The 22,734-nt window shown below is 67.2% G+C and carries 24 protein-coding genes; 15 read left to right on the forward strand and 9 right to left on the reverse strand.

Features of this window, described 5'->3' with window-relative positions:
• Window positions 1-88 precede the first annotated feature (88 nt).
• The 3 genes from BLQ58_RS26925 to BLQ58_RS29715 all read right to left on the reverse strand — a co-directional run bounded on the left by BLQ58_RS26925 (window position 89) and on the right by BLQ58_RS29715 (window position 2,371).
• Window positions 89-1,033, reverse strand: coding sequence for a helix-turn-helix transcriptional regulator (locus BLQ58_RS26925; protein ID WP_029050783.1), 945 nt, complete (start codon window positions 1,031-1,033; stop codon window positions 89-91).
• An 837-nt stretch (window positions 1,034-1,870) separates the two neighbouring features.
• The gene (locus tag BLQ58_RS26930) at window positions 1,871-2,176 is read right to left on the reverse strand and encodes a YXWGXW repeat-containing protein (RefSeq protein WP_029050782.1); all 306 of its coding nucleotides are present in this window, start codon (window positions 2,174-2,176) and stop codon (window positions 1,871-1,873) included.
• A 69-nt stretch (window positions 2,177-2,245) separates the two neighbouring features.
• Window positions 2,246-2,371 carry a hypothetical protein gene (locus BLQ58_RS29715; RefSeq protein ID WP_029050781.1) on the reverse strand — a complete coding sequence of 42 codons (126 nt, stop codon included), beginning with the start codon at window positions 2,369-2,371 and terminating at the stop codon, window positions 2,246-2,248.
• Window positions 2,372-2,934: 563 nt separating this feature from the next.
• Between BLQ58_RS29715 and BLQ58_RS29270 the strand changes: the two genes are divergently transcribed.
• A complete protein-coding gene (locus BLQ58_RS29270; protein ID WP_153948684.1) occupies window positions 2,935-3,075 on the forward strand; it encodes a hypothetical protein in 141 nt (46 codons plus the stop codon).
• 59 nt (window positions 3,076-3,134) lie between these two features.
• On the forward strand, window positions 3,135-3,578 hold the full coding sequence (gene cynS, locus BLQ58_RS26935; protein ID WP_029050780.1) for a cyanase: 444 nt from the start codon (window positions 3,135-3,137) through the stop codon (window positions 3,576-3,578).
• 60 nt (window positions 3,579-3,638) lie between these two features.
• On the opposite strand, the gene BLQ58_RS29275 is transcribed toward cynS, so the two are convergent.
• Window positions 3,639-3,803: a hypothetical protein gene (locus BLQ58_RS29275; RefSeq protein ID WP_175460022.1), complete on the reverse strand. Its 165-nt coding sequence runs from the start codon at window positions 3,801-3,803 to the stop codon at window positions 3,639-3,641.
• Between the two features lie 345 nt (window positions 3,804-4,148).
• On the opposite strand from BLQ58_RS29275, the gene BLQ58_RS26940 reads away from it, so the two are divergent.
• Window positions 4,149-4,904 carry a phosphoribosyltransferase gene (locus tag BLQ58_RS26940; RefSeq protein WP_029050779.1) on the forward strand — a complete coding sequence of 252 codons (756 nt, stop codon included), beginning with the start codon at window positions 4,149-4,151 and terminating at the stop codon, window positions 4,902-4,904.
• Here BLQ58_RS26940 and BLQ58_RS26945 read toward each other — a convergent pair.
• The 4 genes from BLQ58_RS26945 to BLQ58_RS26960 form a co-directional block, all read right to left on the reverse strand.
• Window positions 4,879-5,403, reverse strand: a complete 525-nt coding sequence (locus tag BLQ58_RS26945; RefSeq protein ID WP_029050778.1) for a LeuD/DmdB family oxidoreductase small subunit — start codon at window positions 5,401-5,403, stop codon at window positions 4,879-4,881. The genes BLQ58_RS26940 and BLQ58_RS26945 overlap by 26 nt on opposite strands.
• Complete coding sequence (locus BLQ58_RS26950; protein ID WP_092603428.1) at window positions 5,400-6,719, reverse strand: 3-isopropylmalate dehydratase large subunit; 1,320 nt, start codon at window positions 6,717-6,719, stop codon at window positions 5,400-5,402. Before BLQ58_RS26950 ends, BLQ58_RS26945 begins: the two co-directional genes overlap by 4 nt.
• Complete coding sequence (locus BLQ58_RS26955; protein ID WP_029050776.1) at window positions 6,716-7,732, reverse strand: tripartite tricarboxylate transporter substrate binding protein; 1,017 nt, start codon at window positions 7,730-7,732, stop codon at window positions 6,716-6,718. Before BLQ58_RS26955 ends, BLQ58_RS26950 begins: the two co-directional genes overlap by 4 nt.
• Window positions 7,733-7,831: 99 nt before the next feature.
• The gene (locus BLQ58_RS26960; RefSeq protein ID WP_029050775.1) at window positions 7,832-8,614 is read right to left on the reverse strand and encodes a GntR family transcriptional regulator; all 783 of its coding nucleotides are present in this window, start codon (window positions 8,612-8,614) and stop codon (window positions 7,832-7,834) included.
• Window positions 8,615-9,573: 959 nt separating this feature from the next.
• On the opposite strand from BLQ58_RS26960, the gene BLQ58_RS26965 reads away from it, so the two are divergent.
• The 8 genes from BLQ58_RS26965 to BLQ58_RS27005 all read left to right on the forward strand — a co-directional run bounded on the left by BLQ58_RS26965 (window position 9,574) and on the right by BLQ58_RS27005 (window position 17,857).
• Window positions 9,574-10,851: a hypothetical protein gene (locus tag BLQ58_RS26965; protein ID WP_254776198.1), complete on the forward strand. Its 1,278-nt coding sequence runs from the start codon at window positions 9,574-9,576 to the stop codon at window positions 10,849-10,851.
• 175 nt (window positions 10,852-11,026) lie between these two features.
• Window positions 11,027-11,488: a hypothetical protein gene (locus BLQ58_RS26970; RefSeq protein WP_029050773.1), complete on the forward strand. Its 462-nt coding sequence runs from the start codon at window positions 11,027-11,029 to the stop codon at window positions 11,486-11,488.
• Window positions 11,485-12,183, forward strand: coding sequence for a C39 family peptidase (locus BLQ58_RS26975; RefSeq protein WP_029050772.1), 699 nt, complete (start codon window positions 11,485-11,487; stop codon window positions 12,181-12,183). Before BLQ58_RS26970 ends, BLQ58_RS26975 begins: the two co-directional genes overlap by 4 nt.
• 13 nt (window positions 12,184-12,196) lie before the next feature.
• Window positions 12,197-13,369 (forward strand): hypothetical protein, encoded by a 1,173-nt coding sequence (locus tag BLQ58_RS28975; protein WP_029050771.1) that lies wholly within the window; start codon window positions 12,197-12,199, stop codon window positions 13,367-13,369.
• A 70-nt stretch (window positions 13,370-13,439) separates the two neighbouring features.
• Window positions 13,440-14,876 (forward strand): acetate kinase, encoded by a 1,437-nt coding sequence (locus BLQ58_RS26990; protein ID WP_029050770.1) that lies wholly within the window; start codon window positions 13,440-13,442, stop codon window positions 14,874-14,876.
• 165 nt (window positions 14,877-15,041) lie between these two features.
• Window positions 15,042-15,554, forward strand: a complete 513-nt coding sequence (locus BLQ58_RS26995; protein ID WP_029050769.1) for a hypothetical protein — start codon at window positions 15,042-15,044, stop codon at window positions 15,552-15,554.
• Between the two features lie 319 nt (window positions 15,555-15,873).
• Window positions 15,874-17,016 (forward strand): ABC transporter substrate-binding protein, encoded by a 1,143-nt coding sequence (locus BLQ58_RS27000; protein WP_049815805.1) that lies wholly within the window; start codon window positions 15,874-15,876, stop codon window positions 17,014-17,016.
• Between the two features lie 61 nt (window positions 17,017-17,077).
• Window positions 17,078-17,857 (forward strand): SDR family oxidoreductase, encoded by a 780-nt coding sequence (locus BLQ58_RS27005; RefSeq protein ID WP_029050767.1) that lies wholly within the window; start codon window positions 17,078-17,080, stop codon window positions 17,855-17,857.
• 30 nt (window positions 17,858-17,887) lie between these two features.
• Here BLQ58_RS27005 and BLQ58_RS27010 read toward each other — a convergent pair whose 3' ends face one another.
• Window positions 17,888-18,790, reverse strand: coding sequence for a LysR family transcriptional regulator (locus BLQ58_RS27010; RefSeq protein ID WP_029050766.1), 903 nt, complete (start codon window positions 18,788-18,790; stop codon window positions 17,888-17,890).
• 171 nt (window positions 18,791-18,961) lie between these two features.
• Here BLQ58_RS27010 and BLQ58_RS27015 point away from each other — a divergent pair, with 171 nt between their 5' ends.
• From BLQ58_RS27015 to BLQ58_RS27030, 4 genes are all read left to right on the forward strand, one after another.
• Window positions 18,962-20,326, forward strand: coding sequence for an acyclic terpene utilization AtuA family protein (locus BLQ58_RS27015; RefSeq protein ID WP_029050765.1), 1,365 nt, complete (start codon window positions 18,962-18,964; stop codon window positions 20,324-20,326).
• Between the two features lie 12 nt (window positions 20,327-20,338).
• Window positions 20,339-20,689 carry an AtuA-related protein gene (locus BLQ58_RS27020; protein ID WP_029050764.1) on the forward strand — a complete coding sequence of 117 codons (351 nt, stop codon included), beginning with the start codon at window positions 20,339-20,341 and terminating at the stop codon, window positions 20,687-20,689.
• A gap of 44 nt (window positions 20,690-20,733) precedes the next feature.
• A complete protein-coding gene (locus BLQ58_RS27025) occupies window positions 20,734-21,714 on the forward strand; it encodes a Bug family tripartite tricarboxylate transporter substrate binding protein (RefSeq protein WP_029050763.1) in 981 nt (326 codons plus the stop codon).
• 593 nt (window positions 21,715-22,307) lie between these two features.
• Window positions 22,308-22,734 (forward strand): filamentous hemagglutinin N-terminal domain-containing protein (locus BLQ58_RS27030; RefSeq protein ID WP_254776200.1); only part of this gene is annotated, 427 nt, incomplete at its 3' end.

The raw sequence follows: 22,734 nt of genomic DNA on the forward strand, positions 1-22,734 counted from the left end.
GCAGGGCGGGCAGCGGCGTGCGCGAAATGAAACGGGCGCCTTCCGGTGAAGGCGCCCGTGGCAGGCAGCGGGTTGGTCCGGCGGCGCTTCAGACCGACAGGCCGTTGGTGTCGAACGGCGCGTCGCCGGTGCGTGTGAATACACGTCGCGCGTTGCCGTCGCGGGCCGCGTGCTCGTCCCCATTGACCCACTCCAGCGTGGCCCCGCGCTGCAGGGCGGCATAGACCGCCTCGCCCTTGTTGCGCACCTTGAGTCGCTGGTAGAGCGTGCAGGCGTGGCTCTTCACCGTGGCCACGGAGATATTGAGCATGCGGCTGACCGTCTTGATCGGATAGCCGCGCGCCAGCAGCACCAGCACTTCGTACTGGCGCGGCGTGATCTTGAGCATCTCCGCCTCGTCGTAGCTGGGCTCTTCCCCCGCCATCGGCAGGCCGTTGGCGGGCGCGACGGGCGCCGCGGCGATGGGCTGGCCCGGGCGCAGGCTGGTCAGGTCGCGCACTGCCACCGCGGCACGCATGGCGCTCGCGCAGGCGGATGGCGATACCGCGTCCTGCGGTGTGGCCGGCGACAGCGGCAGCGGGGCCGCAGACGCCAGCGATGTCGCGGCCGGCATGGCCGAGCGCGAGGCGACGGGTGTGGCCACGGCATCACCCGCGAACATCAGCCCCTGCACGCTGGATATGGCGAGGCGGATCGCGGCCTCGATCACGGCCAGCGATGCCGACTTGGGCAGGCAGCCGCAGATGCCGCGCGCGGCGTCGGGCGACGGCACATGCAGCGGAAGGCTATCGGCGAGTACCAGGATGCGCTGCGGCGCGAGCCGTTCGCGGGCCTGTTCCAGTTGTTCCCAGCCGGTGGCCTGGTCGGCGGGCATGCCGAATACCAGCAGGTCGGCGTTTCGGTGCGGGATCTCCAGGCGGTTGATGTCGGCCGGCGCCAGCGCCAGTACATGTCCGGATTCCTGGATGGTTTCGAGCATCTGCAGCAGCCCGAGCCGGAGCAGCGGATGCTCCTCGATCAGCAAGGCGTTCATTCTTCTTGACTCCCCGTTTGTGGGTGAGATGCGGGACGCTTTGCGTGTGGGAACTACACCGCTGGACTGTGCGGACCACCGTGGATGGCACCGCGTACTTCAGCTGTAACCCCGTGCTTCCGTGTCTGTCGATGCCCGCTTGTTAGATGGGCTTGTCCGCGCGACCAGAAGTATGACCCGTACCCTAACCCGAAAGAAAATCTCGCTCCTAAATCGAAACTTAAATTCATCTTATGGGCTGGTTGGTACGAATGCAAGCGCATGGGTTGTGGTTGATGTGGGGATGTAATCTGCTCCACCTCATAATCCATTGCCGGCATCGTGCATTTGGCTGGAGAAGTATTTGCAAAGCCATCCGGCAGGCCCCGCCATAGGGGTTTCACGATTGATACAGCGTGCCTCGCGGTTGTTTCACGCATGCAACCGATTGGAATGAAAATGGCGCGGCGAATATCAAAAACTCACCCGCTTGGGGGGTGTGGCATTAACGGAAATGGTGTTTGGTGGCGCATTGCTGAAACCCTTCGAAAATGTTCCGGATGTCAGTATTTTCGGCTGCGACTTTCGTGGGGATTCCGGCGGACTAGTGCAAAAGGATGAAGCGCGGATCGTGCCTCGGCACGAAAGAAAATCGCGTTGTACCGATGCGGTCTCCCGGCCTTCAACCGCCCGGTGGCGGATGCTTCGACACGCCCCTGAAAGCGTCGCGGGCCGGACCCCATGCCCGTGGGTCCGGCCCGCTTCGCTGTCTTGGTGCCGCACACTTGGCTGCCGGATTGCCCGTGGCATCAACGGCCGAGCACGAGCGTGCGCTGACTTACCCGGCGTTGCCGGACATCAGCGTCCCCAGTAGCCGGGACGCTTGTACCAGCCGTGCGGGCCATGCACCCAGCGGTCGGGCACATAACGCTGGCCGGGTCGCGCCGACTGCCAGTAGCCGCCACGCCACGCATACCCGTTGCTGGCCCGGTCATAGTGTCCCGGCACCCAGACCTGGCCGGGGCGCGGTGCCGGGCGCACCTCGTGGCGCGGGGCGGGGGGCGGGTTGTTGTAGTACCCGTGGGCCTGCGCGGCAGGCGACAGCAGTCCAAAGACGCCACCCGTGGCAAGGACGGTGGCAGCAAGCAGGATCTGGCGTTTCATGTGGATCTCCTTGAGGCGTGGGCGCCGGAAATTAGGGAAGCAGGCGGTCGATCGTCAGGCGCGATTCGCTCAGTAGCGACCGCCGCGGTAGTAGTCGTGGTGGTAGTGCGGGCCACGCGGCGGCACCACGATGCACGCCGACAGCAGGGCGCTGGTGGTGGTCAGCAGGATGGCCAGGGCGATTGCGCGTTTCATGAGAGGGACTCCGTATCCGGTTCGCGTTGAACACGGCTTCACTCTAGCGGCGCGCACTGCGCCAACCCGGTTGCACTTGTAAGGCTGTCTCACATGCGGCCCTGCCCGGCGAGGGCTTTCCGCGCGCTCCGACGTTACCCGCGAAGCCTTGCTGCGCAAGGGTTTGCAGGAATGTGACGTAGGCGTCGTAAAGATGTCTGACGGGTCAGCGGCAGGTAATGTGGCGTTACATCGGAAATGAGTCCTGCAAAGATTCGGCGATGTCTGGGGCGCTCGCCGGCCGATGTCGAGTCCGTTTTCGAGGCGCCTTCCCCGCCCGCGCTGCTCCTGTCATCGCAAGCGGCGTCCGCGACGTTCTTCGCAGAAACGGGTACGCTTCGGGCATGCCGGGCCACTTGCCGGTTCCCCTTGGCGGTGCGCGAACTGGCTATCGGTGTGGCGGCGCGATGTCGAACGCCCCACGATGCGTCATCGCAACCCGTCGAACATCCCAAAGTGCGTGCCGGAGCGATGGCACGAAGCTTGCGCGAGTCTGTTTGCCGTATTCCCGGAGGGAGGACGTCATGCCGGTCATGTTCATCGTGCTGGTTCTGCAGGCACTTGAAGGGCTGAGCCCGCTTACCGTGCCCCAGTTCGCACGGGCGCGGTTCGACGATGGCGCGGCCGATGCCGTAGCGGTCATCGAGCGCACGCAGTCGCCCTAGCCGCGCCGGCACGCAGGTTCTCCGGGAAACACCATCCACACCAAACCGGAGCAACCGACATGAATCGCCAGGACGTGACCGACCTCATCATCGAAGCCAAGGTAACGCGCGGCATCTCGTGGGCCCAGGTGGCCGACCGCGTGGGCAAAAGCAAGGAATGGACGACGGCCGCCTGCCTGGGGCAGATGACCTTCGACGAGGCGGGCGCCCGCGCCGTGATGGATATCTTCGACCTGCCCGCCGAGGCAGAGCCGTGGCTGCGAACCGTTCCCTACAAAGGATCTCTGCCGACGCAAGTACCCACTGACCCGCTGATCTACCGGTTCTATGAACTGATCAGCGTGTACGGCACCACGTTCAAGGCCTTGATCAACGAGGAATTCGGCGACGGCATCATGAGCGCCATCGATTTCCGGATGGACCTGCAGCGCGAGGCCGATCCCAACGGGGACCGGGTGCGCATCGAGATGTCCGGGAAGTTCCTGCCGTACAAGACCTACTGAAGCCTGGGCGGCCGCCTTGCTGCGGCCTTGCCTCATTGCCGGCGCAGGGCCGGCCCTGCCTCAGCCGAAGTATTCCTGGTAGTAGCGCGTGCACGTGCCCGTCGGGCGGAACGTGTAGGGCAGTTCGGCCATGGCGGCCGCTTCCAGCGAACCAAACGGGATGTCGAAATCGGCCTCGGGGCGATCGGTCACGTCGTCAGGGCGGGAGGTGTGTTGCGGGTTCACGATAACGCTCACTCAGTCTAGGGCGGCGGGCCGGGGGGCCGGCGCGTTGCACGGGATTGTGTCGTCGGGCGGAATTTGTCGCCACGCAGCAATCCTACGGAACGATCGTGACGAGATCATCGGGCAGCCGCTGAAAAGACTGTTTCAGTTCGAGGATCAATCGCCTGCGCCTATCGCCCTGATAGCGGCGCATGCGCAACAAACCGCGCGGCCGGCTCGCCGCAACACCGACAGAGAAAATCCCCCGCCGCCGGCGCGCCCGGGTCTATAGTGGCTGTGGAACGCGCGCCGCAAGCATTCGTAAGCGGTTATTCACTTTCACGCTACCTGATGCGGGAGCCCGCCATGAGTCTGCCGCCCTGCTTTGCCGACCGCCGTGAGGCAGGCCAGTATCTTGGCCGCCGTCTGGTCGAACTTGGCTACGCGCGTCGCGCCGACGGCGATCCGCCGCTGGTGCTGGCATTGCCGCGTGGCGGCGTGCCTGTCGCGCACGAGGTGGCGCTGGCCGTCGAGGGCAAGCTGGACATCCTGCTGGTCCGCAAGATCGGCGCACCGGGCTACCCCGAACTGGCGCTCGGAGCCGTGGTGGAGGGGGATGACAGCGGCCACGGCCCGCACACGGTCATCAACGACGACCCCTGGGTGCAGCGAGCGGTGGAATCGGGCGCTTTCGATGCCGAACGCGGCCGGCAGCTTGGCGAGATCTGCCGCCGCCAGCAGCGTTATCGCCAGGGGCGCCCTGTGGTGGCGATGGCGGGCCGATGCGTGATCGTGGTCGATGATGGCGTGGCGACGGGCGCGACGATGCGCGCCGCGCTCGATGCCGCGCGCATGGCGCGGGCGGCCCGTATCGTGGCCGCCGTGCCGGTGGGTTCCGCGCAGGGACTCGACACGCTGCGCGAAGTCGCGGACGAAGTCGTCTGCCTCAACACGCCCGTCAGCTTCGGTGCGGTCGGTGCGTTCTATCTCGACTTCACCCAGACTTCGGACGACGAGGCCATGACGCTGCTGCGCGAGGCCCGGTGCGCGTCCACGCTGCCGCACCCCGCGGCATGGCCCCGTGCCGATCTGCCGCTCAGGGACGGCCCGTTTGCCCGCTGAGGCGCGCTTTCAGGTGAGGTACCAGGCCGCCCGCATGCAGCAGGGCGCGCAGGAAGTCAGGCACTGGATCGCATGCCACGCGAGAGCCGTCCTCCAGTCGCACGTGCGCGCCGTCGAGATCGAATGTGACGCGCATGGCATCGACCAGCGTATCGGCCTGATGGCAGACCAGCACCGGCAGGCCGATGTTGATCGCATTCCGGTAGAAGAGGCCCGCAAACGACCGTGCCAGCACTGCGGCCACGCCCAGATGCCGGAGCGCCTGCGCGGCCTGCTCGCGCGACGATCCCATACCGAAATTGGTGCCCGCCACCACGATGTCGCCCGGCCGGACATGCGTGGGAAAGTCCGCACGCAGGTTTTCCAGGCAATGGCGCGCCAGTTCGTCGAGGCCGGACTTCATGTACAGACCCGGCGCCATGGCGTCGGTATCCACATCGTCGCCGAAGCGCCAGATGCGTCCTGCGGGCGGATGGGAGAAATCGGGGGCAACGGTCATGCGAGCAGCGTTCGGGGGTCGGTGACCTTGCCCGTGACGGCGGTGGCGGCGACGGTCATCGGCGATGCCAGCCAGACCGCGCTGCCGGCGTCGCCCATGCGTCCGGCGAAATTGCGTGCAGTCGAGGCTATCGCCCGGCTACCGGCCGGGAAGCGGCTGGCACCGTAACCGGCGCAGGCGTTGCACGCGTTCGGCAGCAGTTCCGCGCCAGCATCCAGCAGCACGCCGAGCGTGCCTTCGTGCTGGGCCAGTTGCTGGTCGCGCGCCGATGCCGGCGCCACGCGCAGCGACATGCCGGCGGCCACCTTGCGACCGCGCAGCACCCGTGCCGCCATGCGCAGGTCTTCGAGCTTGGCGCCGGTACACGCGCCGATATAGGCGATGTCGATCGCCTGGCCTGCAGCCTGCGTCACGGGCGCGCCATTGGCCGGGCTGTGCGGCGCGGCCACGTAAGGCGCGAGCGTCGTGGCGTCGTAACGCTGCGTCAGCAGGATCGGCGCATCGGCATCGCTGCGCCACTGGCGGGGGTCGATGCCCGCCAGCGTGGCTGCGTCGACACCGGCTCCCGCCAGCCACGCCATGGTCGTGGGATCGGGCGCGATCAATCCCGTCTGCGCACCCAGCTCGGCGCACATGTTGGTGAGCGTCATGCGCTCCTGCATCGGCAGGGCAGTAATTGCCGTGCCGGTGAATTCGATGGCCTCGTAGCGGCCGCCGGCCAGGCCCATCGTGGCGCACAGAAACAGCATGATGTCCTTGGCGCAGACGCCATCGGCCAGCTTGCCTTGCCAGTCCAGACGGATGGTCTGCGGCACGCGCAGCCAGATTTCGCCCGTGGCCAGTACGCCCGCCATTTCCGTGGCGCCCACGCCGAACATGTACGCACCAAAGGCGCCGCCGGTGGGGCTGTGGCTGTCGCCGCCGACGATAAAGCGGCCCGGCAGCACGAAGCCTCGCTCTGGCAGCACCAGATGGCAGATGCCCTGGCTGTCGATGAGATTGGGGATGCCCGCCTCGCGTACCCAGTCGCGCGTGAAACGAACGATGGCCTCGGCATCGGGGTCCGCCGCGGGTACGTAGTGGTCGGTGACCACGACATAGCGCGACGGATCCCACACCGGGGCGCCCAGTTCCCGCAACAGCGGCGCCACGCGGCGCGGCCCGCTGGAGTCGTGCGACATCGCCAGGTCGACCTTGCACATCACGATGCTGCCCGGTGTGACATGGGCCGCGCCGGCCGCGCGCGCAACGAGTTTTTGCGCGAGCGTGGCCGGCAACTGCAGGGGGTCGACGGCGTTGCCGCTGGACAGGGTCATTCCGGCTGGGCTCCGGAGTACTTCACCACCGTGGCCCAGCGTTTGACGTCCTGTTTCACGAAGTTCGCGAATTCGGCGGGCGGCATGGCGCTGGGCTGGGCACCGTCGTTTTCCAGGCGCTTTCTCACGGCCGGTTGTTCCAGGCCGTGGCGTGCCGCCTGATAGAGCGTCTGCGTGATCTCGGGCGGCAGGTTGGCCGGACCGAACAGTCCGAACCAGGCGCTTGATTCGAAACCCTTCACGGTCGCGCCGATCGGCTGCACGCCGGGAAACTGCGGTAGCGGCGCGGGGCTGGTCACGCCCAGCACCTTGAGCTTGCCGGCCTTCACATGCTGCGCCACGTTGATGGTGCTGGCGAACATCAGATCCACCTGGCCGGCAAGCAGATCGGTGATGGCGGGGGTGGTGCCCTTGTACGGAATATTGACGATGTACGTGCCCGTCATCATCTTGAACATGTCGCCGGCCAGATGCACCGACGAGCCCACCGACCCGATGCCGAAATTGAGCTTGCCGGGTTCTGCGCGTGCCAGCCTGATCAGCTCGGGAATGTTGTTGGCGGGCAGCTTCGGCGTGGCCACCAGCACGCTGGGCACATTGGCCACCAGCGTGATCGGCGTGAAATCGGCGATCGGATCGAACGGCAGCTTCTTGTACAGCGTGGCGTTGATCGTATGGCTGGTGAAACTCATGAGCAGCGTGGTGCCGTCGGCCGGGCTCTTGGCCACCAGGTCGGCCGCGATGTTGCCGCCGGCGCCGGGACGGTTCTCGACCACCACGGGCTGGTCAAGCGTCTGCGAGAGTTCCTGGGCGATGGTGCGGGCCAGCGTGTCGGTGGTGCCGCCGGCCGGCGCGCCCACCAGAATGCGGATCGGCTTGCCGCCGGCAATGGCCGCATGGGCTGCTGGCACGGCCAGCATCGATGCCAGGGCCAGCAGGGCGAGCGCGCGGCGGCGGCCTGGTCGGGTGGAGGTGCGGGCCGGATAATGCGCGCCCGGGCGAACGACTGGCATGACAAAGGCTCCTCTCAGTGTGATCTGGAGTGCGCAGTATGGCCCGAAATGCCTGGCCCGGAAAAGGCTTCGGGCGCAGGGAAATCCCTGCGCCGCGAGTCAGTCGCGCAGGCCGGTGCGGGTTTCGTTTTCCACCCACACGTTCGCGCTGTCGCCGCCACCCATGGGGGACAGTTCCATGCGGTACTCATAGCGGTCAGGACGGTACTGGCCCATCAGCAGCTGCACCGGCCGGCCAGCCTTGTCCAGCACCACGCGGCGCACCGCCAGCAGCGCGCCGCCCACGGGGACGTCGAGCAGCGGTGCCACGACCACATCGGCAAGGCGCGCGGTCAGCACCTGCGACGCGCGGCCCAGTTCGACACCGGCCGCTTCCAGCAGGCGCAGCATCGGCGTGGACTCCAGGTCCTTGCGTGCCAGCGGGCGGCCCAGGTCGGCAGGCAGGTACGTGGTGATGTGCGACAGCGGCCGGCTCTTGTAGTGGCGCACGCGCACGATCTTGATGACGGGGTCGCCCACCTGGATCTGCAGTGCCTCGGCCACTTCGGGCGTGGCATGCACTTCGTCGATCGAGATGACCTTGACCGCCGTTTTCTCGCCCATGTCGATGATGGTGCCGAGCAGGCTGGTGACACGTTCCTCGGCGGCCTGCGGCTTGACCGGGTGCGGGTTCACGAAGGTGCCCAGGCCGCGATGCCGGCGGACCAGGCCTTCCTGCACCAGGCGGTCGAACACGCGACGCATCGTCACGCGCGACGCATGGAACTGCTTGGCAAGATCGATCTCGCCAGGCAGCGGACCCTGGCCGAAACGGCCTTCCACGATCTGCTGGCGGAGCACCACGTAAATCTGGTGATACAGGGGGACGACGGCTTCACTCATGGTTTGCCCTGGCGAATGCGCTAACAAGTGTTGACGCGACTAATGTACTGTAAATCAGACATAGAGCCTAGCATGAAACACGGCTGCGGCGCCCCGGCCACTGTGTTACGACACATTTAACGGCGCCTGTCGACCGAGCATCCAGCTTCCGCAAGAAACGCTGCCTGATCCCCGCGATTCACGCCGTGTCCGGGCGGACGCGCGCCGGCATCCTCATCCATGCGCCACGCATGGACGACTTCCGGAAGACCGCAGCCCGGAAAGCGGCATACACATTCATTGCCGGGCTTCTGTTTCATGGCCGTTACGCCGCGCGGCCATGCGGGTTTGCGGGGAGGTGCGTGCTAACTCATTGAATGCAGGCGGCTTTTTGGCGAAGTGTTGGCTGTTGGCCGACAACCGGCCGGAACCTGTGTCACAGCCCTGTGACATGTCTACTGCCAAGCACAGACCCGCGCGGGCCGATGGGCGCAAATCCATCCGGAAAGTTCCCTCCCGCGAGCCCGGCAGCCATTGTATTTCAACGGAATTCCGCCGTGTGCGTGCGGGCTGGCACTGAATATGCGCAAGGGGAGGCTGGTCTGGCAACCGTGCCGGACCTGAACCTCCAGCCGATGTTCTCGAGAGCGCCGGCCGGAGGCTGAGCCGCAGTACAAACTTCCTGGGAGCTTCGTATGAAAAAGACTTTACTCGCGTCGGCGATTACCCTGGTTTTTGCAGGCACTGCATGGGCGAATCCGACGAACAACAACACCACCGGAGGCGGAAACGAACAGAACGCCACCGCAACCTCGACGCAGTCGGGGCCGGGAAATGCCGCCAACGAGAATTCCACTGCGACTCAGGACAACTCCGACCGTAGCACCAGCACCAGCACAAGGACGGCAACGCTGACGTCGAACCGGACGTCCACCAGGACGTCGACCGCCACGAACTCGCGGAATCGTACCGACCAGGACATGAGCGGCTACGGTAACGCGGCGGCTGCCAACGGCAGTACCGCTACCGCCACCTTCACCAATTCGTTCAACAGCAGCCGGGCCCTGGCCATCAGCAAGCTGAGCGGTGCAGTGTCAGGCAATGCCATCTCCAACATTGGCAACTACGCCACGAACCACGGCAACGCCAACGGTGCGACCGGCGGCGCAGGCGGCAATGGCACGGGCGGCACGGGCCAAGGCGGCTCGGGCGGCAATGGCGGCAATGGCGGTGCGAGCGGCAACGGCGGCGCTGGCGGCAGCGGCGGTGCAGCCAATAACGGCAGCGCATCCGCAGGTGCCGCAAGCAATGGCAGCTCGACGGCCGGCACTGGCGGCTACGGCGGCGCGGCTTCCGGCTATGGTGGCGACGGCAGCGGTGGCCGTGGTTATGGCGGCGATGCGCTGTCGGCCAGCCTCGGTGCTGGCGGCCGTGGCGGTTCTGCCCTGGGCGCCGGCGGCAGCGCAGGCTCCGGGTCGCGTGGTGGTTCGGGCGGCGATGGCGGCTCCGGCCGTGCCAGCGGCGGCTCCGGCCTCGGTGGTGGTCTGGGCGCAGGCCTGGGCGGCGGCCTGGGCGCTGGCGGCAGCAGCGGCTCATCGAACCAGTCGAATGACCGCGGCGCAGGCAATGCGGGCACCGGCACGGCAACGGCCGGCGCTGGTGGCGCAGGTTCCGGCACCGGTACGGGCTCCGGCTCGGGCACTGGCACTGGCACTGGCGCAACGGGCACGGCCACGGGCGGTGCAGGCGCAGCAGGTGGCGCCGCAGCGGCAACGGCCAGCGCCGGTGCAGGGACTGGCACGGGCGGCGCCGGCGGTGCGGGCACGGCCACGGCAGGTGCCTCCACGGGCGGTGCTGGCTCGGGTACCGGCGGCAACGGCGGTGCGCAAACCAGCGTAGCCGGCAATGGCGGCGCGGGCGGCAGTGCCACCAACGGTGGTGCATCGACCTCCGCGTCGAATGGCAGCGCCACGGCCGGCAACGGTGCCGTGGGCGCGACCTCGGGCGCTGGCGGCGTGGGTGGTGCCGGCGGTGTTGGCCAGGGCGGCACGGGCGGTACCGGCAACGGTGCGGTCGGTGGCGCTGGCGGCGCTGGCGGTACCAACTATGTCGACGCCGGCACGTTCAACATGTCCAACGCCATGACCAGTGTCGGTCAGTCGGCCGCGGGCATCATGATCGCCAACCAGAACAGCGGCATGGCATCGCTGGTGCAACAAAGCGTCAATGTGCAGGCCAACATGCAAGTTGGGAAGTAAGCCGTCCTGAAGCGTGGTCTGTGCCGCTCCGCACGGAGCGGCACGGCCCGCCAGGATTGAATGACAGGACAGCGCGGCGCGCCGCTTGCGTTTGCGCTGTCATGTCGAAAGCCTGCAGGTCCGAAGTCATGGCCCGGATGGAGGCCATGTCCCGGAGCACAAGGGGAGACGCACCATGCGATCGCATCGCCCAGCTGTCGTGACACTGTCGACAGCCTTACTGGCCTGGCCATTCATGCAGGCCAATGCAGGGCCGCCCAGCGCCGAGGCTTCCGCCACGGCCGTAGCGGTCGCAAGCAGTGACACGGGCGCAGCCACGGCAGTGGCCGGCGCGGTGGCCAGTGTGTCGGCGGCAGCGCCGGCCACAGGTCCGAAACTGAACATATTCGGCACGGCCGCAGCCGCCGTGGCGACCGAGAAACTCGACGATGTGCGCGGTGGCGCCGAAGTGGTGGTCAACGACATGCGCCTGCATGGCACGGTTGGCGACAACGCGGCCATCAACACATTCTCCGGCAGCAATATCGTGTCGGAAGGATCGTTCTCGAACGCTGCGGGCTTGCCAACCGTGATCCAGAACACGGGCAACAACGTACTGATCCAGAACGCGACCATTCTTAACGTCCAGTTCAAATGATCATGCGCAGCCTGCTGTGTAAGGCCGCTTGCGCGATGGCGGTGCTGGGCGGCGTTGCGGCCGCCCACGCCGACACGATCCGCGTACCGGGCGACCAGGGCAACTCGTACTACGTGCCGGTCACGAGCCTGCGCGAGGCGCGTTTCCGGACCACGATCCGCCAGCAGTACGACTTCAGCTGCGGCTCGGCCGCAGTGGCCACGCTGCTGACGTACCAGTACAACGTCCCGACGTCGGAGCAGACGGTCTTCGCCAACATGTACGTCAACGGCGACCAGGCCAAGATTCGCGCCGAGGGCTTTTCGCTGCTCGACATGAAGCGCTTCCTGGAGTCGCGCGGCTTCCAGGCCGACGGCTACGAACTGCCCTTGTCGAAACTGGAGGAGGCGCAGATTCCGGCCATCGTGCTGATCGTCGAAAACGGCTATCACCACTTCGTCGTCGTGAAGGGCGTCAAGGGCGACCGTGTGCTGATCGGCGACCCGGCGCGCGGCACGCGCGCGCTGGAGCGCGCGCACTTCGAACAGATCTGGGACAGCAGCCTGCTGTTCGTGATCCACAACCGCACCGAGCAGGCGCGATTCAACGTGGCTGCCGACTGGCGCGTCGCGCCGAGCGGCCCTTACTGGATGGGAGTACCCCGAGACAATCTGTTCTTCACCGTCATGCCCAAGCATGGCGCCTCTGATTTCTGAGTTGAGGAACATCATGGCCCAGACAAGCAATTCCAACGCGCCCAGACGCACAGCCGGTCAAGCCACCGCTGCCGTGCTGCTTGGCGCGGGCCTGGCCTGCGCTGGCAATGCGCATGCCGGCGCCGACGCACTGGCCACGGAAAACACCGAAGTCGCGGAAAGCGCCGCCGTGGCGATTCCGACCGCGATCGACATGACCGCGCTGCCGGCCGCCACCGAACTGGCGGCGCTGTCGGAGCGCGCGGCCGATCCGCCTTCCGTGGTGGCCGGATTACCCGGCGTGCCGACTGTCGCAAACGGCGTCGCCGCCAGGGCAGCATCCGTTTCCGAACCTGTTTCAGAACCTGTAGTAGCCGCAGCGGTCGCCGAAGCGCCTGCGCGAGTGGTTCCGGTAGACAAGGCCAGCGTGGCCCGGCATCACCCCCCTGAGGATCCGCTCGCGGTGGCCATGACACTGGCCGGGCGGGATCCCGGTGCGCCGGTGGCCGATGCGCGCAAGCAGATGGCCAAGTGGAAGCCGGTCGCGCAGGCGCGGCTTGAAGAATCCCGCGGCGGCTTCGATGCCGGGGGCCTGCAGGTGGGCTTTGGCATCGACCGCGCGGTGTTCGTCAACGGCGCGCTCGCGGTGTCCACCAGCATCACCATTCCCGATGTCAGCAGCATCACCGCCGCGCAGGCCGGCCAGCTGGCCCAGGCGCTGGGGCAGGTGACCGTGGCGGTGACGGCGGCCAACAGTGCCGCCAGCGCAGCCGTGGCCGCTGCGCAGGCGGCGGCTGCCGCCGCCGGACAAGCCGGTCAGCCCGCGGTGGCCGGCGCCCAGGGCGCGGCAGCCAACGCACAGGGCGCGGCAGGCGTAGCCAGCAGCACGGCCAGCGCAGCGGCTACCGGCGCCTCCGGCATGGCGTCGGGGGCGGCTGGCGTGGCGCAGCAGGCCGTGGCCAACGCAGCGGGCACGGTCGTTACCAACGGGCTGCTGACGGTGATTCAGAACGGAGCCGGCAACACGGCCAACCTCGGTGCGGTATCGAACATGCCCGGTACTGTGATTCAGAATAATCTCAACAACCAGAATATCCAGAGCCTGATGACGCTCAACGCAAGCGTGAATACCCTGGCCGCATTCCGTACACAAATGGCCAACACCGCGTTGAACAGCGTTCTTCAAAGGTCAGCCGCAATGAGGTAGTCGCGTGTAGTGATGAACGAACAGGTGCGGGCCCTGCTGTATGCCCGCCGTCCCGGGGGAGGAAGACGTCATGAAGAAGCGTTCACTGCAGGGCATCGGCTATGCCGGATGCTCGATGCTGCTGTTGGGTGGCATGGCCCAGGCCCAGACGCCGCCCGATGCGGGGCCGCCCGCCGCCGCCAGGCTCGAATCCCTGCAAAAGGAACTGGCGGACCAGGCCAGGCAGCTGGAGGAAATGAAGCGGGCGCTGGCCGAGCAGCAGGCCACGATCCGCGAACTGCGCAGCACCGTCGACAGCGAGACGCTGCAGCGCAAGCGCGGCGGGCAGGGGACCGGCGTGACGGGCGGCAACATGGCGACCAACGCCGCCGCCGCAGGCGCCGCATCCAGCGCCACGCAGATCAACAACACGGCGCAGCAGGGCATGCAGGCCCAGCAGGCCCCGGAAGCGGCGCCGCCTGACGCGCCGCCGCAGGGCCAGGCCGCGCAGCCTGGCGAATCGGCCGCGGGGGTCGAGGAGCCCGTGGGCAAGCCGCCGGAACGCGACACGCGTCCGCCGGAGATCGCGCCGATCTTCGACCAGCCTGGCGTGCTGACGCCCGCCGGCAAGATCATCGTCGAACCGAGCCTCCAGTACGGCTATTCGTCCAGCGACCGCGTGGCGCTGGTTGGCTACACGGTGATCCCCGCCATCCTGATCGGCCTGGTGGACGTGCGCCAGGTCAAGACGTCCACCTACGTCGGCGCGCTGGCCTTCCGCTACGGCATCACCAAGCGGCTTGAAATCGAAGCCAAGATTCCGTACGTGCATTCGAGCAGCGACACCGTCAGCCGCGAGGTGTTCACCGGCACCGCCGTGGACAACGTGTTCAATTCCAGCGGCAGCGGGCTGGGCGACGTGGAAGCGACGCTGCGCTACCAGCTCAACTACGGCAACGAGAAGATGCCGTTCTTCATCGGCTGGCTGCGCTACAAGTCGAACACGGGCCGCGATCCGTTCGAGGTGGTGACCGACTGCGTGACCCGCTGCGTGAGCAACACCACGGGTACCGGGCTGCCGCTGGGCATGCCGACCGGCACGGGCTTCCAGGCGATCCAGCCGGGCGTGACCTGGCTGCTGCCGACCGACCCCGCGGTGTTCTTCGGCACCTTCAGCTACCTGCACAACTTCGCGCGCGACAATGTCAGCCGCACGGTGCTCAATGGCCAGACCGAGAACCTCGGCAAGATCGCGCCGGGCGACATCTTCCAGTTCAACTTCGGCATGGGGCTGTCGCTGAACGAGCACGCTTCGTTCTCGATCGGCTACGACCAGAGCATCATCTGGCCGACCAAGCAGAACGGACAGACCGTTCCGGGTTCGGTGCGCATTACGCAGGGCACGCTGCTGGTGGGCTACTCCTATCGCTTCAACAACCGCTACACGCTGAACCTCTCGGTGGGTGCGGGCCTGACCCGCGACACCCCCGACCTCACTGTGACGGTGCGCCTGCCGATCACATTCTGACCGCATGATGCAGCGCGAGGTGACGCCCCGAATTCTTCCGGCGCACCTCGTCCGGAAGTCAGCCGTTCGGTACCTTGCGCAGTCCCTGCGGAGAGAGTAGAACGAACGAAACCGTCCCGGACGGATGACCCGAATACCGGGGCGGCCTGACAGAGGAGGCAAGTCATGCGCAAACGGATCTTCTGGTTGTTGCCGGACCTGGCAAGCGCCCGCCGTACCATGGACGACCTGCTGCTGGCCCGTATCGAGAACAGTCACATCCACTTCGTCGGCCGCGATGGCGCTGACATGACCGGCCTGCACGAAGCGAACCTGTTCCAGACCTCGGACATCGTGCACGCGGCGGAAATGGGCCTGATGGTGGGCGGCGGCGTCGGCATCGTGGCCGGGGTCGTGGTGGCCATGTTCCCGATCGTCAGCGATACGCCGCAATGGGGCCTGGTCGGTGTGCTCGCCGTGCTGGGCGCGGTGTTCGGCGCCTGGGCCGCCAGCATGATCGGCAGTTCGGCGCCCAACAGCCGCCTGCGGGGCTTCGAGAAGGACATCGAGGCCGGAAAGCTGCTGCTGATGGTGGACGTGCCGCGCGGCCGCGTGGAAGAAGTCGAGACGCTGCTGCAGCGGGCCCATCCCGAAGCCCGTTTCGCGGGGCTCGATCCCGCGGTGCCGGCCTTTCCCTGATCCGTGCGCCGGCAGTCCCGCCCACGCCGTGCCGGGCTGCCATCCCGCTTTTCTCGCGCGCCCCACGTGGCGCGCCCCGGCGCATGTTCCCCCATGCGCCACGCTGCGGCCACACCGGACCGCCACCGGACCAATCAGGCCCTGGTGTGATGCCGCAGCAACAGTTCCCCGCCCTCGATTGTCCCTGCGTTTGAACAATTACCTCTGATGAGGTACTTTGCGCCATGCCGCCATGTGGTGCATCGTGACGATGCGTCCGGCCGCGCGGCGGGCAGCGGCACACAACTATTCAAGCCAGCAGCTTCAGGAGGGGTCAACAATGAGGAACGCACGATACATCGCGTGCGGCATGCTTGCCGTCACGCTCGGGTTTGTCACGTCCATGGCGGCGCATGCGGAACCCGGCATCACCAAGTCAGCCATCCGGATCGGCCAGTCGGCCGGTGTCAGCGGACCCGTGGCCGGGTCGGTCAAGGAACAGATCGCGGGTGCCCAGGTGTACCTGAACCACGTCAACGCCAATGGCGGCGTGGCCGGCCGGCGCATCGAACTGCTGACCTACGACGATGGATTCGACGCCAAGCGCACGCCCGACAACGTGCGCAAGCTGATCGGCGAGGACAAGGTGTTCGCGCTGTTCATGGTGCGCGGCACGCCGCAGAACGAGAGCATCCTGCCGATCATCGGGGCCGAGAAGGTGCCGCTGATCGCGCCGCTGACGGGGGCCATCACGCTGCACCGGCCAGTGAACCGCTACGTGTTCAACGTCCGCGCCAAGTACCAGGACGAAGTGGCCCGCGCCATCAACCACCTGGCGACGTCCGGCATGAGCCGCATCGCCATTTTCTACGCCAACGACGGCTTCGGGCAGGACGTCTTCGAAGGCTTCAACACGGCGTTGCAGGCGCGTGGCGTGCAGCCGGCGGGCGCGGCCTCGTTCAACCGTCCCATGGGCGACATCAGCCAGGGCGTGGCCAGCGTCAACAAGGCCAACCCGCAGGCCGTGATGGTGATCGGCTCCGGCTCGGAGGCCGCGCGGATCATCCGCGAGATGAAGAAGGCCGGCAGCCAGGCGCAGTTCGTCACGCTGTCCAACAACGCGGCCGATTCGTTCATCAAGGAGCTGGGCGACGATGGCAAGGGCCTGATCATCACCCAGGTGGTGCCGGGCATGAATTCGAGCCAGATGAGCATTGCCAGCGAATATCGCGGCCTGGCCAAGGCCCAGAAGCTGGAGCCCAGCAACGCGGGCATGGAGGGCTTCATGTCGGCCAAGGTGCTGGTAGAAGGGCTGCGCCGTGCCGGCCCCGAGCCCACGCGCGAAAAGCTGGTTGCCGCGCTGGAAGGCCTGCGCGATTACGACCTGGGCGGCATCCTGATCAGCTACAGCCCCGCGCGCCATACGGGGTCGTCGTTCGTGGAAATGTCGATCGTTTCGTCGACCGGCAAGCTGATCCGCTGACCGGCTTTCACCCGCCCCGCAGGCCGCCAATGCGACCGGGGGCTGCGGTATAGTTGCCGCCATGGCGACTTCTACCGCAGCTCATCCTTTCTCGCTGGCCGGACGCGTGGCCCTGGTCACGGGCGGCGCGCAGGGCCTTGGCCTGGCGATGGCCGGTGCGCTGGCCGATGCCGGCGCGCATGTGCTGGTCTGCGCGCGCAACGCGCAGCGCGTGGCCGATGCCGTCTCGCAACTGCAGGCACAGGGCGCCACGGCCGAAGCGCTCGTGCTGGACATCACCGACGCCGCCGCCGTTGCGCGGGCCTTCGAAGACATCGCGTCCCGGCATGGCCGGCTCGACATCCTGGTCAACAATGCCGGCGCGCGCAATCGCAACAGCATGGCGCACCTGGATGCCGACGACCTGCGGGCGATGCTCGATACCAACCTCGTGGCGCCCTACGCGCTGTGCCGGCACGCCGCACGGCTGATGCAGCAGGGGCAGTACGGCCGCATCGTCAACGTGACGTCGATTGCCGGGCAGGTGGCGCGCGCCAACGACGTGCTGTACCCCGCCACCAAGGGCGGCCTCGACGCGCTCACGCGTGCGATGGCCGCGGACCTGGGCCGGCACGGCATCACCGTCAACGCCGTGGCCCCCGGCTACTTTGCCACCGAGCCGAACCAGGCCATGGTGGACGATGAAACCGTGGCGGAATGGCTGCGCAATCGCACGTCGCTGGGCCGCTGGGGCCAGCCTGCCGAGGTGGCGGGCGCCGTGGTCTTCCTGGCCTCGCCTGCGGCGTCGTACGTCACCGGCCAGGTGCTGGCCGTCGATGGCGGCTACCTCGGTCATTTCTGACTGCGTCAACCTGCCGGTCTCCCGGACGATTCAGACCGGCTTGCCCGCGCCATAGTGCGCGCGCAGGCAATCGATCATGGCCGCCGAGGCGGCCGAATCGCTTCGCTCCCTGAGCCGCACCAGGCAGATTTCGCGCACAAGCGCGGGCATCTGCATCGGCCGGATGGCCAGGCCCGCGCGCCGGAACTGGAACAGCGCCAGCGCTGGCACCACCGATACGCCCAGGCCCGCCTCGACCAGCGCGGCCACCGTGGCCAGGTGCTCCACCTCCATCACGCCGTGCAGCTTCAGCGGATGCATGGCGGCGTCCAGGTGCTGCCGCACGCTGCTGGTCCGCGACAGCTGGATGAACGGCAGTCCGGCCAGCGCCTGGGGGGCGATGCGCCGCCTGGTGGCCAGCGGATGGTCGGCAGGGCACACCAGGTGGAAGCTGTCGTGGACCAGCGATTCCACACGCAGGTCGGCGTCCTGCGCCGGGGCGGGCGCCAGCGCGAAGTCGGCCTGCCCGCGCCGGACCATGTCGATGCAGCCGTCGGCCAGCTGGTCGTACAGTTCCAGCGAGATGCCCGGATAGCGCCGATGAAAGTCCGCCAGCAGCGGCGGCAGGTCACCGCCCGCCAGCGAAGGCAGCGCGGCAATGGCCACGCGCCCCTTGCGGCGTTCCGCGTGGTCGCGCAGGTCTTCGAACGCGCTCTCGAAATCGGCCAGCAGGCGGCGCGCCACCTCCTCGAACCGCTTGCCGTCGGCACTGAGGTCCACGTGGCGCGTGGTGCGCTCGAACAGCCGGCTGCCGGCCTGGTCTTCCAGCGTCTGGATCAGCGTGCTGAAGGCCGATTGCGACAGGTGGCAGGCCTGCGCCGCCCGGGTGAAATTTCGATGCGTGGCCAGCGCCACGAAGGCACGCAGGTGCTTGACCGAGAGATTCGACAGCATGGCGGGATAGTGTGGCGGATTCATCCAGGAAGTCGATAGATTAATCCAAATAATCCGTTTTCGCGTGGCAGAACCCGGCCCTAGAATGAGACCGCTGCCAACCGGCCACCGTGGTCAGTCTGACCAGCACCCATTGCCGAAGAGTCATTCCTCCAGACGTTGCCAACGCCCATGACTGCTCCCCTGCTGATCGGGTCCGGGGCCGGATTCTCCGGCGACCGTACCGACGCCGCCCTGCCGGTGGTGCGTACGCTGATTGCCGCCGGCGGTCCGGCGGCGCTGATTTTTGAAACGCTGGCCGAGCGCACGCTGGCGTTGGCGCAACTGGCGCGCCGCGATAACCCCGAGCACGGCTACGAGCCGCTGCTGGACCACCTGCTGACGCCCGTGCTGGGCCTTTGCCTGGCCAACCGCATCCCGATCATCGGCAATTTCGGCGCCGCGAATCCGCGTGCCGCCGCCCGCCGCATCCTGGCGCTGGCTGCCGAACTGGGCCTGGCCGCGCCGCGCGTGGCGGTGGTGGAGGGCGACGACCTGTCGCATGACGCCGGCCGCGCCATGCTGCGCGGCATCGTCGGCGACGCGTTTCCCGAAGCGCGCTTTGTCTGCGCCAACGCCTATATCGGCGCCCAGGGCATTGCCGACGCGCTGCGCGACGGCGCGCAGGTGGTGGTATGCGGCCGCGTGGCCGACCCCGCATTGGCCGTGGGGCCGGCGATGGCCCATTTCGGCTGGGCCTGGGACGACTGGACCCGCCTGGCCGCCGCCACCATGGCCGGCCATCTGCTGGAATGCGGCGCGCAGGTCAGCGGCGGCTACTTTGCCGACCCCGGCATGAAGGATGTGCCCGACGTCCACGACGTGGGCTTCCCGATTGCCCGGCTCGACGCCGACGGCGGCATCGAGGTCTTCAAGGCGGCCAACACGGGCGGCTGCGTGGACCTGCGGACGGTCAAGGAACAACTGCTGTACGAAGTGCACGACCCGTGCGCCTACCTGACGCCCGACGTGGTGGCCGATATCGGCCAGGTCACCGTCGAGCAGATCGGCCCCGATCGCGTGGCCGTGCGCAATATCCGCGGCCATGCGCGGCCGGCGGAACTGAAGGCCAACCTGTTTCACCTGGGCGGCTGGTTTGCCGAGGGCGAGATTTCCTACGCCGGCCCCAATGCCGCCGCCCGGGCGCGCCTGGCTGCCGACATCGTTCGCAAGCGCATGCTGGGGCTGGGGTTCGATGTGTCGATCCGCTTCGACCTGATCGGCGTGCTGAGCGTGTTCGGCGACGATGCCGGCACCATGCTGGCCGCGCCCCAGCCCGGCGAGGCCGAAGCCCGCGACGTGCGCATGCGCGCTGCGCTGGCGCACGAGGACAAGGCCGTGGCGCAGGCGCTGCTGCGCGAGGTGAACGCGCTCTATACCTGCGGCCCGGCCGGCGGTGGCGGCGTGCGCACCGCGCTGCGCACGCGGCTGAACGCCACGTCGTGTCTGGTGCCGCGCCAGGCAGTGGCCGCGTCCCATTCGTTCGTGACTGCCTGACCGGAGCCCGCCATGACCGCAACCCAGCAAGCGCCGCTCTACCAGTTCGCCCATGGCCGTACCGGCGACAAGGGCGACCGTTCCAACATCAGCGTGATTGCCTACGACGCGCGCGATTTCGACCACCTGGTGGCCCATGTCACCGAAGACGCCGTGCGCGCGCTGTTCGCCGCGCGCCAGCCCCGGGCCGTGAAGCGGCACGTCGTGCCGTCCATCCAGGCCATGAACTTCGTGATAGACGGCGTGCTGGACGGCGGCGTCAACGATGCACTGAATCTCGATACCCACGGCAAGGCGCTGGCCTTTCTGCTGCTGGGTTTGCCGATCCCCTTGCCGCCGCGGCTCGCCGGCGGCGCCGCATGAGTGCCGAGCCGTCCCATATGTCAAAACGATTCGAGGAGACACAGATGTACGGAATTCGCAGGCCGCAGGCCCTTGCCGCCGCTATCGCCACGTTCGCGTGCCTGGCCTTGCCCGCTGGCAGCGCATGGGCGGAGTTCCCGGACAAGCCGATCCGCTTTGTCGTGCCGTTTGCGGCCGGCAGCGCCACCGACCAGCTTGCGCGGGCCATCGGACAGGCCATGACGGTGGACAGCAAGGCCACCGTCGTGGTGGACAACAAGCCCGGCGCGAACGGTTTCATTGCCGCCTCAGACGTGGCCAAGGCCGCGCCGGACGGCTACACGGTGCTGATCACCACCAACACTACCCACGCCGCCAACGAGCATCTGTTCAAGAAGCTGCCCTATGACCCGGTGAAGGACTATGCGCCGCTGTCGGCGCTGGGCCGCGGCGGCCAGATCATGGTCGTGAACCCGCAGGTGCCGGCCAAGACGGTCGGCGAGTTCATCGCGCTGGCCAGGAAGGAACCGGGCAAGCTCAGCTTCGGCAGCGGCAGTTCGTCGTCGCGCATCGCCGGGGAGCTGTTCCAGCAGATGGCCCATGTCCAGTTGCTGCACGTACCGTACAAGAGCAATCCGCTGGCCATCACCGACCTGCTGGGCAACCAGATCCAGATGATGATCACGGACACCGCCACCGGCCTGCCGCAGGTCAAGACGGGCAAGCTGCGCGCGCTGGGCGTGTCGGGCAAGGCCCGCTCGCCGCTGGCGCCGGACGTGCCCACCATCGACGAAGCCGGCGTGAAGGGCTACGAGATGAGCTACTGGTTCGCCGCCTATGCCCCGGCCGGCACGCCGCCCGCAGTGGTCACGAAGCTGAACCAGATGCTGGTCAAGGCCGCGAAGAGCGATACGGCATCGAACTTCTACAAGTCGACCGGCACCGAAGTATTTACCAGCACGCCGGCCGAGCTGGCCAAGTTCCAGACCCAGGAATCAGACAAGTGGGGCCGCATCATCAAGGCCGCCAACATCCAGCCCGAATAAGCCCGAAGCACCAGCCCCCTCCCTCCCGCGCTCCATTCGTCCCTGCCGGCCAGGCGGACGAATGGGGCGGGACGGCCACGCAGGCTGGCCCAGCGAGCCTGGCCTCACGCTTGCCTCACCCCGCCCTCCACTGGGATACAGCGTTTCCGCGTCCGCAGAAACGGGTACGCCTGTCGCAAGATCGTTGCACTCCGTTGTCCCGGCACATCACCGAAATCAGAATTAAAAAAGTCTTATATCAGGCACTTCCGGTATTCGATTCTGGCCATTCTGCGGGGTCGTTTCCCTTTCTCCCTTGACCGGCGCGGCATTCCGGGCGGCGGGCTTGCGGGCGTAACCGATATGTGATCGGAAATGCAAAGCGCGTAGGCAGGAAGGGGGGTATTCATCACTTCCACTCATGGTTTACCCTGCGGGCCGTTTTTGAATTTTTACATCCGGTTACAAGCGGCGTCGCATGCGGTAGGCAGATTTTCGGGTCATGAAGGTCCGGGGTTCGCAGGGCATAGGCGCAGGAAGCCGCGTCCATGCCGGAGCCACGGGTCACGATGAATCGGCATTGTTATCGCATTGTTTTCAACCGGACACGCGCCATGGTGATGGCCGTGGCGGAGACGGCTTCGGGCCATGCAGGCGGCAAGCCGCGCGGTCGGAGCGGCAGCGCGCGGCATGCGCCGCCCGGGGTGGCATGGCTCGGGGTGCCGGCGGTCAAGCTGGCCGTCTGGGCCTGCATGGGGCTGCCAATGGTGGCCGGCGCCCAGATCGTGGCCGACCCGAATGCCGGCGCCAATCGTCCCACGGTGATCAACACGCCGAATGGGCTGCCGCAGGTCAACATCACGCGCCCGTCCGGGGCGGGGGTGTCCACCAACCACTACTCCCAGTTCGACGTCAACAAGGGCGGCGCGATCCTGAACAACTCGCCGGTCATCACCAACACCCAGCAGGCGGGCTACATCAACGGCAATCCGAACCTGCTGCCCGGCGGATCGGCGCGGATCATCGTCAACCAGGTCAACA

The sequence above is a fragment of the Ralstonia sp. 25mfcol4.1 genome (assembly GCF_900104095.1).
In the GTDB taxonomy this organism is placed as follows: Bacteria; Pseudomonadota; Gammaproteobacteria; order Burkholderiales; family Burkholderiaceae; genus Cupriavidus.

What these genes read in the sequence shown, in the direction of transcription:
- BLQ58_RS26925 (WP_029050783.1), bottom strand. Translation starts at nt 1,033, where the DNA reads ATGAACGCCTTGCTGATCGAGGAGCATCCGCTGCTCCGGCTCGGGCTG.
- BLQ58_RS26930 (WP_029050782.1), bottom strand. Translation starts at nt 2,176, where the DNA reads ATGAAACGCCAGATCCTGCTTGCTGCCACCGTCCTTGCCACGGGTGGC.
- BLQ58_RS29715 (WP_029050781.1), bottom strand. Translation starts at nt 2,371, where the DNA reads ATGAAACGCGCAATCGCCCTGGCCATCCTGCTGACCACCACCAGCGCC.
- BLQ58_RS29270 (WP_153948684.1), top strand. Translation starts at nt 2,935, where the DNA reads ATGCCGGTCATGTTCATCGTGCTGGTTCTGCAGGCACTTGAAGGGCTG.
- cynS (WP_029050780.1), top strand. Translation starts at nt 3,135, where the DNA reads ATGAATCGCCAGGACGTGACCGACCTCATCATCGAAGCCAAGGTAACG.
- BLQ58_RS26940 (WP_029050779.1), top strand. Translation starts at nt 4,149, where the DNA reads ATGAGTCTGCCGCCCTGCTTTGCCGACCGCCGTGAGGCAGGCCAGTAT.
- BLQ58_RS26945 (WP_029050778.1), bottom strand. Translation starts at nt 5,403, where the DNA reads ATGACCGTTGCCCCCGATTTCTCCCATCCGCCCGCAGGACGCATCTGG.
- BLQ58_RS26950 (WP_092603428.1), bottom strand. Translation starts at nt 6,719, where the DNA reads ATGACCCTGTCCAGCGGCAACGCCGTCGACCCCCTGCAGTTGCCGGCC.
- BLQ58_RS26955 (WP_029050776.1), bottom strand. Translation starts at nt 7,732, where the DNA reads ATGCCAGTCGTTCGCCCGGGCGCGCATTATCCGGCCCGCACCTCCACC.
- BLQ58_RS26960 (WP_029050775.1), bottom strand. Translation starts at nt 8,614, where the DNA reads ATGAGTGAAGCCGTCGTCCCCCTGTATCACCAGATTTACGTGGTGCTC.
- BLQ58_RS26965 (WP_254776198.1), top strand. Translation starts at nt 9,574, where the DNA reads ATGAGCGGCTACGGTAACGCGGCGGCTGCCAACGGCAGTACCGCTACC.
- BLQ58_RS26970 (WP_029050773.1), top strand. Translation starts at nt 11,027, where the DNA reads ATGCGATCGCATCGCCCAGCTGTCGTGACACTGTCGACAGCCTTACTG.
- BLQ58_RS26975 (WP_029050772.1), top strand. Translation starts at nt 11,485, where the DNA reads ATGATCATGCGCAGCCTGCTGTGTAAGGCCGCTTGCGCGATGGCGGTG.
- BLQ58_RS28975 (WP_029050771.1), top strand. Translation starts at nt 12,197, where the DNA reads ATGGCCCAGACAAGCAATTCCAACGCGCCCAGACGCACAGCCGGTCAA.
- BLQ58_RS26990 (WP_029050770.1), top strand. Translation starts at nt 13,440, where the DNA reads ATGAAGAAGCGTTCACTGCAGGGCATCGGCTATGCCGGATGCTCGATG.
- BLQ58_RS26995 (WP_029050769.1), top strand. Translation starts at nt 15,042, where the DNA reads ATGCGCAAACGGATCTTCTGGTTGTTGCCGGACCTGGCAAGCGCCCGC.
- BLQ58_RS27000 (WP_049815805.1), top strand. Translation starts at nt 15,874, where the DNA reads ATGAGGAACGCACGATACATCGCGTGCGGCATGCTTGCCGTCACGCTC.
- BLQ58_RS27005 (WP_029050767.1), top strand. Translation starts at nt 17,078, where the DNA reads ATGGCGACTTCTACCGCAGCTCATCCTTTCTCGCTGGCCGGACGCGTG.
- BLQ58_RS27010 (WP_029050766.1), bottom strand. Translation starts at nt 18,790, where the DNA reads ATGCTGTCGAATCTCTCGGTCAAGCACCTGCGTGCCTTCGTGGCGCTG.
- BLQ58_RS27015 (WP_029050765.1), top strand. Translation starts at nt 18,962, where the DNA reads ATGACTGCTCCCCTGCTGATCGGGTCCGGGGCCGGATTCTCCGGCGAC.
- BLQ58_RS27020 (WP_029050764.1), top strand. Translation starts at nt 20,339, where the DNA reads ATGACCGCAACCCAGCAAGCGCCGCTCTACCAGTTCGCCCATGGCCGT.
- BLQ58_RS27025 (WP_029050763.1), top strand. Translation starts at nt 20,734, where the DNA reads ATGTACGGAATTCGCAGGCCGCAGGCCCTTGCCGCCGCTATCGCCACG.